The organism is Achromobacter sp. 2789STDY5608621 (assembly GCF_001299375.1).
In the GTDB taxonomy this organism is placed as follows: Bacteria; Pseudomonadota; Gammaproteobacteria; order Burkholderiales; family Burkholderiaceae_B; genus Achromobacter; species Achromobacter insuavis.
On the sequence record NZ_CYTU01000004.1, the window covers coordinates 279,376 to 291,875 of the forward strand.

8 protein-coding genes, 2 tRNA genes and 3 rRNA genes (1 of these 13 running past the window's edge) are annotated in these 12,500 nt (G+C 62.6%); 7 read left to right on the plus strand and 6 right to left on the minus strand.

Annotated elements, in window-relative coordinates:
- The 5 genes from hemF to AOZ53_RS07155 form a co-directional block, all read left to right on the plus strand.
- Positions 1–819 (plus strand): oxygen-dependent coproporphyrinogen oxidase (hemF, locus tag AOZ53_RS07135; protein WP_054487378.1); only part of this gene is annotated, 819 nt, incomplete at its 5' end.
- The gene (nadD, locus tag AOZ53_RS07140) at positions 816–1,403 is read left to right on the plus strand and encodes a nicotinate (nicotinamide) nucleotide adenylyltransferase (protein WP_054487380.1); all 588 of its coding nucleotides are present in this window, start codon (positions 816–818) and stop codon (positions 1,401–1,403) included. The genes hemF and nadD, both read left to right, overlap by 4 nt.
- Positions 1,404–1,475: 72 nt before the next feature.
- On the plus strand, positions 1,476–1,880 hold the full coding sequence (gene rsfS / locus AOZ53_RS07145; RefSeq protein WP_049075289.1) for a ribosome silencing factor: 405 nt from the start codon (positions 1,476–1,478) through the stop codon (positions 1,878–1,880).
- A gap of 8 nt (positions 1,881–1,888) precedes the next feature.
- On the plus strand, positions 1,889–2,359 hold the full coding sequence (rlmH, locus tag AOZ53_RS07150; protein ID WP_006387790.1) for a 23S rRNA (pseudouridine(1915)-N(3))-methyltransferase RlmH: 471 nt from the start codon (positions 1,889–1,891) through the stop codon (positions 2,357–2,359).
- 49 nt (positions 2,360–2,408) lie between these two features.
- Positions 2,409–3,023, plus strand: coding sequence for a Maf family protein (locus tag AOZ53_RS07155; RefSeq protein ID WP_054434190.1), 615 nt, complete (start codon positions 2,409–2,411; stop codon positions 3,021–3,023).
- A gap of 74 nt (positions 3,024–3,097) precedes the next feature.
- On the opposite strand, the gene AOZ53_RS07160 is transcribed toward AOZ53_RS07155, so the two are convergent.
- Positions 3,098–4,432 carry a dicarboxylate/amino acid:cation symporter gene (locus AOZ53_RS07160; protein WP_054434188.1) on the minus strand — a complete coding sequence of 445 codons (1,335 nt, stop codon included), beginning with the start codon at positions 4,430–4,432 and terminating at the stop codon, positions 3,098–3,100.
- Between the two features lie 295 nt (positions 4,433–4,727).
- On the opposite strand from AOZ53_RS07160, the gene AOZ53_RS07165 reads away from it, so the two are divergent.
- Complete coding sequence (locus AOZ53_RS07165) at positions 4,728–6,680, plus strand: sensor histidine kinase (protein WP_231690583.1); 1,953 nt, start codon at positions 4,728–4,730, stop codon at positions 6,678–6,680.
- Positions 6,681–6,714: 34 nt separating this feature from the next.
- Positions 6,715–8,112 (plus strand): sigma-54-dependent transcriptional regulator, encoded by a 1,398-nt coding sequence (locus AOZ53_RS07170; protein ID WP_054487383.1) that lies wholly within the window; start codon positions 6,715–6,717, stop codon positions 8,110–8,112.
- 215 nt (positions 8,113–8,327) lie between these two features.
- On the opposite strand, the gene rrf is transcribed toward AOZ53_RS07170, so the two are convergent.
- The 5 genes from rrf to AOZ53_RS07195 form a co-directional block, all read right to left on the minus strand.
- Positions 8,328–8,440: ribosomal RNA gene (gene rrf, locus AOZ53_RS07175) — 5S ribosomal RNA — on the minus strand.
- 200 nt (positions 8,441–8,640) lie between these two features.
- Positions 8,641–11,523: ribosomal RNA gene (locus AOZ53_RS07180) — 23S ribosomal RNA — on the minus strand.
- A gap of 300 nt (positions 11,524–11,823) precedes the next feature.
- A tRNA-Ala gene (locus AOZ53_RS07185) sits at positions 11,824–11,899 on the minus strand.
- Between the two features lie 31 nt (positions 11,900–11,930).
- Positions 11,931–12,007: transfer RNA gene (locus tag AOZ53_RS07190), tRNA-Ile, on the minus strand.
- Positions 12,008–12,139: 132 nt separating this feature from the next.
- Positions 12,140–12,500 (minus strand): 16S ribosomal RNA (locus AOZ53_RS07195) (it continues 1,170 nt past the right edge of the window).
- Together the 16S, 23S and 5S rRNA genes with 2 tRNA genes alongside form the textbook arrangement of a ribosomal RNA operon.

Genomic DNA, 12,500 nt, shown 5'->3' on the forward strand with positions numbered 1-12,500 from the left:
TTCCGCAACGACGAATGGGTCCGGCCCGAGGGCGGCGGCGGCGTCTCGCGCCTGCTCGAGGGCGGCCAGCTGTTCGAGCGCGCCGGCGTGCTGTTCAGCCACGTCCGCGGCTCGAAACTGCCGCCGTCGGCCAGCGCGCACCGGCCCGAACTGGCCGGCCGCTCCTGGGAAGCCATGGGCGTGTCGATGGTGCTGCATCCGCGCAATCCGTACGTGCCCACCACGCACATGAACGTGCGCATGTTCGTCGCCGCGGCCCGCCCCGGCCATGACGAAGCCGACGTGTTCTGGTTCGGCGGCGGCATCGACCTCACGCCCTACTACCCCTTCGAGGAAGACGCGCGCCACTTCCACGCGGTGTGCCGCGACGCGCTGGCCGGCCATGGCGCCGACTACTACCCGCGCTACAAGCGCTGGTGCGACGAATACTTCTTCCTCAAGCACCGCAACGAAACCCGCGGCATCGGCGGCATCTTCTTCGACGACCTGAACGCCCCGGGTTTCGACGCCTCGTTCGCCCTGACGCGCTCGGTCGGCGACGCCTTCCTCGACAGCTACCTGCCGATCGTCGAACGCCGCCGCGGCACGCCCTACGGCGAGCGCGAGCGCGATTTCCAGGCCTATCGCCGCGGCCGCTATGTCGAATTCAACCTGGTGTTCGACCGCGGCACGCTGTTCGGCCTGCAATCCGGCGGCCGCACCGAGTCGATCCTGCTGTCCATGCCGCCGCTGGCGCAATGGCGCTACGACTGGCAGCCGGAAGCCGGCACGCCCGAAGCCGGGCTGGCCGCCTACCTGACGCCGCGGGACTGGGTGTGACGCGTATCGGGCTCCTGGGCGGCAGCTTCGACCCCGTCCACGTCGCGCATGTCGCGCTCGCCGACAACGCCCTGCGCGCGCTCGGCCTGGCCCAGGTGCAGCTGATCCCGGCGGCCAACCCGTGGCAGCGCGCGGCCCTGAACGCCACCGAAGACCAGCGCCGCGCCATGCTGGAACTGGCCATCGCCGGCCACGACGGCCTGGTCGTCAACCCGATCGAGCTCGAGCGCGGCGGCGCCACTTACACCATCGACACCCTGCGCGCCCTGCCCGCGGATGCCCGCTACGTCTGGCTGCTGGGCGCCGACCAGCTGGCCAATTTCTGCACCTGGCAGTCCTGGCGCGACGTCGTCGGCCTGGTCGACCTGGCCGTCGCGACGCGGCCCGGCACGCCGCTGGCGCCGCCGGCCGAATTGGCCGACTGCCTGCGCGAGCAGGGGCGCCAGCTGGAAGAATTGCCGTTTGCCCCGATGCCGGTGTCGGCCTCGCAGATCCGCGAGCGCCTGGCCCGGGGTGAATCCACCGACGGCCTGCTGGCCCCTTCCGTCGCCGCCTATATTGCGGCGCACCATCTTTACCGATAAACCCATCCCGCCCGGGCGCGCAGCGCCACGGAACCGGCACCCGCCGTCCGTGAGCGGGTTATATTTGCAGCTATGGATATTCAGAAACTCCAACGCGCCGTCATCGACGCCCTCGAAGACGTCAAGGCGCAAGACATCAAGGTCTTCAACACCACGCATCTAACCAGCCTGTTCGATCGCGTCGTGATTGCAAGCGCCACCTCCAACCGCCAGACGCGGGCGCTGGCCTCCAGCGTGGCCGACCGCGGGCGCGCGCTCGACCTCTCCGGCATCACCATCGAAGGCGAGGACACCGGTGAATGGGTCGTCGTCGACCTGGGCGACGTCGTGGTCCACATCATGCAACCCGCCATCCGCCAGTACTACAACCTGGAAGAGATCTGGGGCGGCAAGCCGGTGCGCGTCAAGCTGCTGCCGGAATCCACCCGGGTCGCGCCGATCGCCAGCGACAGCGCCTACGACAGCACCGACGACTAAGGCACGTCGTGAAGCTGATCGTCGCCGCCGTGGGCACGCGCATGCCGGACTGGGTGCAGACCGCCTGGGACGACTACGCCAAGCGCCTGCCCCCCGACTGCGCGCTCGAACTGCGCGAGATCAAGCCCGAGCCCCGCACCACCGGCAAGACCCCGGCCCAGATGATGGCCGCCGAGGCCAAGCGCATCGAGGCCGCCCTGCCGGCCGGCGCGCTGCGCCTGGCGCTGGACGAACGCGGCCGCGACCTCACCACCATGGCGCTGTCGCAAAAGCTCGAGCAATGGCGCGCGGGCGGCCAGGACGTCGCCTTCCTGGTCGGCGGCCCGGACGGGCTGGATGCCGACCTCAAGGCCTCGTGCAGCGGCCAATTGCGGTTGTCGTCGCTGACGCTGCCGCACCCCATGGTGCGCGTGGTGCTGGCCGAACAGCTCTATCGCGCCTGGGCCATCATGACCAACCATCCCTATCACCGCGCCTGAGGCATGACGCCTGGCGCCAGCCTGGCGCGTCCGCCGCGCGCCGCCTCCCATGACTGACGCCAACACTCCCGCACGCCTCTATCTCGCCTCCGCCAGCCCCCGCCGGCGCGAACTGCTGACGCAGATCGGCCTGGCGCACGAGGTGCTGCGCGTCCCCGCGCCGCCCGGCGAAGACGAACCGCAGCACCCCGGCGAAAGCGCCGCCGACTATGTCCAGCGCACCGCGCGCGACAAGGCCGAGCGCGGCCGCGACTGGCTGCGCGCGCAAGCCCTGCCCGTCCTGCCGCTGCTGGCCGCCGACACCACCGTCATCCTCGACGGCCAGGTGCTGGGCAAGCCCGCCGACCGCGACGACGCCATCCGCATCCTGCGGGCGCTGTCGGGCCAGACGCACCAGGTGCATACCGCTGTCGCCCTGTGGACGGGCGACCGCCTGCTGGAAGCGGTCTCGATCACCCACGTGCGGATGCGTCCGCTCGAACTCGACGAAATCGCGCGCTATTGCGACAGCGGCGAACCGTTCGGCAAGGCCGGCGCCTACGGCATCCAGGGCCTGGCCGGCGCCTTCGTCGCGAACATCGACGGCAGCTACACCGGCGTCATGGGCCTGCCGCTGTTCGAAACCGCCAACCTGTTGCGGGCCGCCGGCATCGCGATTCCCTGATTGCGCGCGATCCCATTAAAAAGCCCCCGGGCCGCAAGGTCCGGGGGCTTTTTGCCATGATCAAGCCGTGGCGATCAGCTCTGCGACGTCGACACTCGCGCCATCGCCTGCGGCTGCGCGGCCGGCGCCTCGCCTTCCAGCGCGGCATGCAGCTGGTCCTTGTCCAGTTCGCCTTCCCAACGCGCCACCACGACGGCGGCGGTGGCGTTGCCGACCAGGTTGGTCAGCGCGCGGCATTCGGACATGAAGCGGTCCACGCCCAGGATCAGCGCCATGCCGGCCACCGGCACCGTCGGCACCACCGACAGCGTCGCGGCCAGCGTGATGAAGCCGGCGCCCGTCACGCCCGCGGCGCCCTTGGAGCTCAGCATCGCCACCAGCAGCAGCAGGATCTGGTCGCCCAGCGACAGCGGAATGTCGCAGGCCTGGGCAATGAACAGCGCCGCCATCGTCATGTAGATGTTGGTGCCATCCAGGTTGAACGAATAACCGGTGGGCACCACCAGGCCGACCACCGACTTCGAGCAGCCGGCGCGTTCCATCTTCTGCATCAACGTCGGCAGCGCGGCTTCCGACGAGCTCGTGCCCAGCACCAGCAGCAGTTCTTCGCGGATGTAGCGCACCAGCTTCAGGATCGAGAAGCCGTTGTAGCGCGCCACCAGGCCCAGCACGACCACCACGAACAGCACCGAGGTGGCGTAGAACGTGCCCACCAGCATCGCCAGGTTGATGATCGACTTGATGCCGTACTTGCCGATGGTGAACGCCATGGCGCCGAAGGCGCCGATGGGCGCGGCCTTCATCAGGATCGCAACCAGCTTGAAGATGGGCTGGGCCAACGCCGTCAGGAAGTCCAGCACCGGCTTGCCGCGCTCGCCGACCTGGGCCAGCGCGATGCCGAACAGCACGGCCACGAACAGCACCTGCAGGATATCGCCGCCGACGAACGGACTGAAGATCGTGGTGGGGATGACGTTCAGCAGGAAGCCGGTGATGGTCGAGTCATGTGCCTTGGCGACATAGCCCGACACCGCCTTCTGGTCCAGCGTGGCCGGATTGATGTGCATGCCGGCGCCCGGCTGCACGATGTGGCTCACCACCATGCCCACGATCAGGGCCAGGGTCGAGAACACCAGGAAGTACAGCATGGCCTTGCCCGCCACGCGCCCGACCTTCTTCAGGTCGCTCATGGCCGCGATACCGGTCGCCACCGTCAGGAAGATCACCGGGGCGATGATCATCTTCACCAGCTTGATGAAGCCATCACCCAGGGGTTGCATGGCCTGGCCGAGGTCGGGCTTGAAATAGCCCAGCAGAATGCCGATCACAATCGCGAAAAGCACCTGCACGTACAGGATTTGATAGAACTTGAGCTTGCGCGCGGGCGCGCTTTGATCTACTTCGATCATCGGGATTTGTCCCCACCAGGGGCCCCATGCTCCATGCGACGATGCGCAGCGGGTATCGGGGCGTTATCTCTTTTAAAGCCGTGCGTATCTCCGCAGGCCGATTTCACCCGATGAGCAATATCGCCGGGCTTGCCCAGCTATATGCAAATGCCGTGCCAACCCGGGACAGATCGTCCCCTGAATTCAAGCCCTTGATTCAGCTACGATTTTTCAGACGCGCCCAGGATGGTGAAGAAAAGAATGGCGAAATATCACACAGAACTCAGCTAGAATGTGCGAAAAACCGCACAACATCATGTCCACTCGCCCTTCCCCCCAGGCCGCGCCCGCGCCGGCGCCTGCCCAAGCGGATGGCGCCGCGCCCCGGCGCCGTCCGGCGTGGCCCTGGGCCCTGCTGATTCTGGCGGCCGTGGCCGTGGTATTCGGCATCCTGCATGCCGCCAGCGAATGGGCGCGCGACGGCGCCCTCAAGGAAGCCTATCTGCAGGCCCGCAGCGCGGGCCAGATCAACGCCGCCCTGCTGCGCAACAACCTCGATAAATTCCGCGCGCTGCCCTTCGTCCTGACCCGCGATGTCGATCTGCGCGCCACGCTGCAGAATCCCACGGCGGCGCAGATCGAATCGCTCGACGAAAAACTCGACACCCTGAGCCGCGGCGTGGGCGCCTCGGCCATCTACGTACTGGACCAGACCGGCTATGCCATCGCCGCCAGCAACTGGCGCGAACCCGCCACCTTCGTCGGCGTCGACTACCAGTTCCGGCCGTACTTCCGCGGCGCCGTGGCGCATGGCTCGGCCGAGCATTTCGCGCTCGGCACCATCAGCCACGAAGCCGGCCTGTACCTGTCGCGGCGGGTCGATGACACCAACGGCGTGATGCTCGGCGTCGTGGTGCTGAAGGTCGACTTCCGCGACCTGGAAGCCGACTGGCGCCAGTCCAACGCGCCCATCTTCGTCACCGACGAACATGGCGTGGTGCTGCTGGGCAGCGTGCCCGACTGGCGTTTCCGCGTGCTGAAGCCGCTGGCGCCCGACCTGGCCCAGACCCTGCGCACCAGCCTGCAGTTCGGCGACGCCATGTTCCAGCCGCTGCCCTTGCAGCCCACCCCGAGAACCGTCAGCGGCGGCCAGCTGTTGCGATCCGACGAAGCCCTGCCGCAGATCCCTGCGGGCGCGCCGCTGCTGCACACCACCCTGCCCATCGTGGAATCGCCAGGCTGGACGCTGCACCTGCTGTCGCCGGTGCAATCCGCGCTGAACCGCGCCACCGCCAATGCGCAATTGGGCGCCCTGCTGGCCCAGGGCGTGCTGTCCGCCATCATCGGCATCCTGCTTTACCGCCGCCATCGCAGCCGTGAAGGCGCCGCCCAGCAGATGGCCGTGCGACAGCAGCTGGCCGCCCAGGTCGAAGAACGCACCGCGCAACTGCGCGAGGTCAACCAGCAACTGCTGGCGCAGATGGATGAACGCCAGCGCACCGAGGCGCGCCTGCACACCATGCAGGACGAGCTGGTGCAAGCCAGCAAGCTCGCGCTGCTGGGCCAGGTCGCCGCCGGCGTCGCGCACGAGATCAACCAGCCGGTGGCCGCGATCCGCGCCTATGCCGACAACGCCGCCGAATTCCTGCGCCGCCAGGACCCGGCCTCCGCCGAGGAAAACCTGGGCACCATTGCCTCGCTCACCGACCGCATCGGCCATATCACTGGCGAGTTGCGGGCCTTCTCGCGCAAGGCTGGCGCTTCGGTCGGCCCGACCAGCCTGAAGGAAGCCTTGGACGGCGCGCTGCTGCTGGTCGGCCCGCGCGCCAGGCGCCAGCGCGTGGTGCTGCAACGCCCGCCGGTGGAACAGGACTACCTGGTGCAGGCCAACCGCATACGCCTCGAACAGGTACTGGTGAACCTGCTGCAGAACGGCATGGATGCGCTCGAGGGCCAGGCCGACGGCCGCATCATCATCGCGCTGCAGGACATGGGCGCCTCGGTGCAATTGTTCGTCAACGATAACGGCCCGGGCCTGTCGCCCGAAGCCAGCGCCCGCCTCTTCACGCCATTCCACACCACCAAGGCCGAAGGCCTGGGGTTGGGCCTGGTGATCTCACGCGACATCGTCGCCGAATTCGGCGGCGACCTGCGCGCCGCCCATCCCGGCGACGCCATCTTTCCCGCGCCCCACGGCCCCGGCCGCGGCGCAATGTTCACCCTGACGCTGCGCAAGTCGCCGCCTTCGATCCATGACCCGCGTCCCTGACACCGACCATTCCCAACCGGCGCCGCCAGGCGCCATGCCCGGGACCTCCCTGCTGGAAGATCCCCGCGCCAAGCCGGCCGTGCCCCGCGTCGCCTTCATCGACGACGACGAGGAACTGCGCCGCGCCAACGTGCAGACGCTCAAGCTGCACGGCATCGCGGTCGACGCCCATGCCAGCGCGCGCGGCGCGCTGGCCACGATCAATCGTGATTTCGACGGCGTGGTGGTCACCGATATCCGCATGCCCGACATCGACGGGCTGCAGCTGTTCCAGCGCCTGCGGGCCATCGACCCGGAAATTCCCGTCATCCTCATCACCGGCCATGGCGACATCGCCATGGCGGTGCAATGTATGCGCGACGGCGCCTATGATTTCCTGGCCAAGCCCTATCCGCCCGATCGCCTGGTCACCGCGATCACCCACGCCGCCGAGAAACGTCACCTGGTGCTGGAGAACCGCCGCCTGCGCGAAGCCGCCTTCGCGGTCGAGGCCGACGAAGTGCCCTTCATCGGCACCGCGCCGGCGATGCAGCGCATCAAGCAGACGCTGCGCCACATCGCCGATGCCGACGTCGACGTGCTGGTGGAAGGCGAAACAGGCACCGGCAAGGAAGTGGTCGCCACCGCCCTGCATCGCCTGAGCCGCCGGCGCCATCACGCGCTGGTCGCGATCAATTGCGGCGCGCTGCCGGAAAGCGTGATCGAAAGCGAGCTGTTCGGCCACGAGGCCGGCGCCTTCACCGGCGCGCAGAAGCGGCGCATCGGCCGCATCGAGCACGCCAGCGGCGGCACCCTGTTCCTGGACGAAATCGAGAGCATGCCGCTGGCGGTGCAGGTCAAGCTGCTGCGCGTGCTCGAATCGCGCCAGATCACCCCCCTGGGCAGCAACGAAGTCCGCAGTCTGGACCTGCGCGTCGTCGCCGCCACCAAGGAAGATCTGGGCAGCCCGGCCATCCGCGCCAAATTCCGCGAAGACCTGTTCTACCGCCTGAATGTGGTCACCATCCGCATTCCGCCGCTGCGCGAACGTCGCGAAGACATCCCGCTGCTGCTGGCCCACTACCTGGGACACGCCTCTCGTCGCTTCCAGCGCGACATTCCCGACATGCCCGCCGACATCAAGCGCCACCTGCTGACGCACGACTGGCCGGGCAATGTGCGGGAACTCGCACACTTCGCCGAACGCTTCGTCCTGGGCGTGCTCAACACGCCCGCCGCGGCCTTGCCGGAGCAGGAATCCACACCGGGTACGCTGCCGGAAAAGATGGAGCGTTTCGAGGCCCAGCTCATTCGCGAAGCGCTCGCCGCCCACCAGGGCGACGTCCGCGCGACACTGGAAGCGCTGGGCATCCCACGCAAGACCTTCTACGACAAGTTGCAGCGCCACGGCATTGACCGCCAGGACTACACCGGGGCGGCATCGCTGAACTGAAGCCGGCCTCCCAATGCATCCACATTGGGGCTGTCATGTGTTTTGGTTAGCGGGCCGCCTTGCAGACGGCTGCAAATACACCAATAGATGGTCAGCCCAACAAGCAAAAACCCCCGTGCGGCGCCAGCCGCGCGGGGGTTTCTTTTTGGGGTTTTCCGCGCGCACCAAAGACAAAACCCCACAGGCGAGAGCCTATGGGGTTTTGCGGAATAAAAGCCTGACGATGACCTACTTTCACAGACGTCCGTCCACTATCATCGGCGCAAAGGCGTTTCACTGTCCTGTTCGGGATGGGAAGGAGTGGTACCACCTTGCTATGGTCGTCAGGCGTAACTGGTTGAGAGATTGTCTTTGGGGGACAACCGCTCCAATCTTGGAAGAAGCGCAACGTGTGGGGATCAGAGGCTAGCTCGATGATCCCGCACAGTGGGTGTAATTGGTGTTGGCTGGCTGCTGACGGGGCAGCCAGATTTTGTATTGAACGACACTTGGAACGCTATATCACCAGGTCATAACCATCAGTGTTATAGGATCAAGCCTCACGAGCAATTAGTATCGGTTAGCTTAACGCATTACTGCGCTTCCACACCCGACCTATCAACGTCCTGGTCTCGAACGACTCTTTAGGGGGATCAAGTCCCCGGGATACCTAATCTTCAGACGAGTTTCCCGCTTAGATGCCTTCAGCGGTTATCTCTTCCGTACTTAGCTACCCGGCAATGCCATTGGCATGACAACCGGTACACCAGAGGTACGTCCACTCCGGTCCTCTCGTACTAGGAGCAGGCTCCGTCAAGTATCCAACGCCCACGGCAGATAGGGACCAAACTGTCTCACGACGTTTTAAACCCAGCTCACGTACCTCTTTAAATGGCGAACAGCCATACCCTTGGGACCGGCTACAGCCCCAGGATGAGATGAGCCGACATCGAGGTGCCAAACACCGCCGTCGATATGAACTCTTGGGCGGTATCAGCCTGTTATCCCCAGAGTACCTTTTATCCGTTGAGCGATGGCCCTTCCATTCAGAACCACCGGATCACTATGTCCTGCTTTCGCACCTGTTCGACTTGTCAGTCTCACAGTCAAGCACGCTTATGCCATTGCACTATCAGCACGATTTCCGACCGTACCTAGCGTACCTTCGAACTCCTCCGTTACACTTTGGGAGGAGACCGCCCCAGTCAAACTGCCCACCATGCACTGTCCCCGATCCGGATAACGGACCAAGGTTAGAACCGCAAACAAACCAGGGTGGTATTTCAAGGATGGCTCCACGTGATCTAGCGACCACGCTTCAAAGCCTCCCACCTATCCTACACAGGCCGGTTCACAGTCCAATGCAAAGCTACAGTAAAGGTTCATGGGGTCTTTCCGTCTAGCCGCGGGTAGATTGCATCATCACAAACACTTCAACTTCGCTGAGTCTCAGGAGGAGACAGTGTGGCCATCGTTACGCCATTCGTGCAGGTCGGAACTTACCCGACAAGGAATTTCGCTACCTTAGGACCGTTATAGTTACGGCCGCCGTTTACCGGGGCTTCGATCAAGAGCTTGCACCCCATCACTTAACCTTCCGGCACCGGGCAGGCGTCACACCCTATACGTCGACTTTCGTCTTTGCAGAGTGCTGTGTTTTTAATAAACAGTCGCAGCCACCGATTCTCTGCGACCCCATCATGCTAAGCGCGCAGGCGCTTCACACTACCGGGGTATACCTTCTCCCGAAGTTACGGTATCAATTTGCCGAGTTCCTTCTCCTGAGTTCTCTCAAGCGCCTTGGAATATTCATCCCGTCCACCTGTGTCGGTTTGCGGTACGGTCTCGTACAGCTGAAGCTTAGAGGCTTTTCTTGGAACCACTTCCAATCACTTCGCAAGCAATGCTCGCTCGTGCCATACCCTTGATTTACGCGCCCGGATTTGCCTAAGCGCCATCTTCGATATGTCAACAGGGACATCCAACACCCTGATGATCTTCCGCGATCCGTCCCCCCATCGCACTGTACGACGGTGCTGGAATATTAACCAGCTTCCCATCAGCTACGCATCTCTGCCTCGCCTTAGGGGCCGACTCACCCTGCGCCGATGAACGTTGCGCAGGAAACCTTGGACTTACGGCGAGGGGGCTTTTCACCCCCTTTATCGCTACTCATGTCAGCATTCGCACTTCTGATACCTCCAGCAGCCTTTACAAGCCACCTTCGCAGGCTTACAGAACGCTCTCCTACCGCGTGCACTAAAAGTGCACACCCGCAGCTTCGGTTTATCGCTTAGCCCCGTTACATCTTCCGCGCAGGACGACTCGATCAGTGAGCTATTACGCTTTCTTTAAAGGATGGCTGCTTCTAAGCCAACCTCCTGACTGTCTATGCCTTCCCACTTCGTTTCCCACTTAGCGATAATTTGGGACCTTAGCTGGCGGTCTGGGTTGTTTCCCTCTTGAGTCCGGACGTTAGCACCCGGTGCTCTGTCTCCCAAGCTGTACTTGCGGGTATTCGGAGTTTGCCATAGTTTGGTAAGTCGCCATGACCCCCTAGCTATAACAGTGCTCTACCCCCCGCAGTAATACTTGAGGCACTACCTAAATAGTTTTCGGAGAGAACCAGCTATTTCCAGATTTGTTTAGCCTTTCACCCCTATCCACAGCTCATCCCCTAATTTTTCAACATTAGTGGGTTCGGTCCTCCAGCACGTGTTACCGTGCCTTCAACCTGGCCATGGATAGATCATCTGGTTTCGGGTCTACACCCAGCGACTGAATCGCCCTATTCGGACTCGCTTTCGCTACGGCTTCCCTATTCGGTTAACCTTGCCACTGAATGTAAGTCGCTGACCCATTATACAAAAGGTACGCAGTCACCCCACAAGGAGGCTCCTACTGTTTGTATGCATACGGTTTCAGGATCTATTTCACTCCCCTTCCGGGGTTCTTTTCGCCTTTCCCTCACGGTACTGGTTCACTATCGGTCGATCACGAGTATTTAGCCTTGGAGGATGGTCCCCCCATCTTCAAACAGGATTTCACGTGTCCCGCCCTACTTTTCTTACGCTTAGTTCCACACACAAAATTTCGTCTACAGGGCTATCACCTGCTACGGCCGGACTTTCCATTCCGTTCGACTATCTTGCATGCTAAAACGTAAAGGCTCTTCCGATTTCGCTCGCCACTACTTTCGGAATCTCGGTTGATTTCTTTTCCTCGAGCTACTGAGATGTTTCAGTTCACCCGGTTCGCTTCCACTGACCTATGTATTCAGTCAGGGATACTCCTTGCGGAGTGGGTTTCCCCATTCGGACATCTGCGGATCAAAGCTTGTTTGCCAGCTCCCCGCAGCTTTTCGCAGGCTACTACGTCCTTCATCGCCTGTGATCGCCAAGGCATCCACCATATGCACTTAGTCGCTTGATCCTATAACGCTGTAGGCTATAGGACCTGAGTATTAGCGTTTGTGCCGTTCATAAGTTTCAAAGCAGTCTGAGGTTATTCACCCCAGTCTTGAGAACTTGGAACAAAATTAATGCAATCACAACCCGTACTTATCTTCATCGACTTGCGCCGAGTACTTGATAAGTACATTTCGTTGTGCTTCTTCCAGATTGTTAAAGAACGAATATAGCTGTTAGGTAAAACCTAACTCATAAGACCGTGAAGACATTATCTACACGACGCTATGAGTTAGCCTCTACGACCACACCAGGCATGAAGTCTTGGTGGAGGTGAACGGGATCGAACCGATGACATCCTGCTTGCAAAGCAGGCGCTCTCCCAGCTGAGCTACACCCCCATATTCACGGTATCAACTACCTGCGAATACTTGGTGGGTCTGGTTGGATTCGAACCAACGACCCCCGCCTTATCAAGACGGTGCTCTAACCGACTGAGCTACAGACCCAAAACCTTCTCGGATCAGTAGTCAGGAGTCATGGACACAGGGAGGAATCCCTCTACCCAAGCCCACAACCGATCCCAGCTATATATCAAACAACCGATAAGAGTGGACGCTTAACACGAGCACTAAGCTCTGAAAGGAGGTGATCCAGCCGCACCTTCCGATACGGCTACCTTGTTACGACTTCACCCCAGTCATGAATCCTACCGTGGTAATCGCCCCCCTTGCGGTTAGGCTAACTACTTCTGGTAAAACCCACTCCCATGGTGTGACGGGCGGTGTGTACAAGACCCGGGAACGTATTCACCGCGACATGCTGATCCGCGATTACTAGCGATTCCGACTTCACGCAGTCGAGTTGCAGACTGCGATCCGGACTACGATCGGGTTTCTGGGATTGGCTCCCCCTCGCGGGTTGGCGACCCTCTGTCCCGACCATTGTATGACGTGTGAAGCCCTACCCATAAGGGCCATGAGGACTTGACGTCATCCCCAC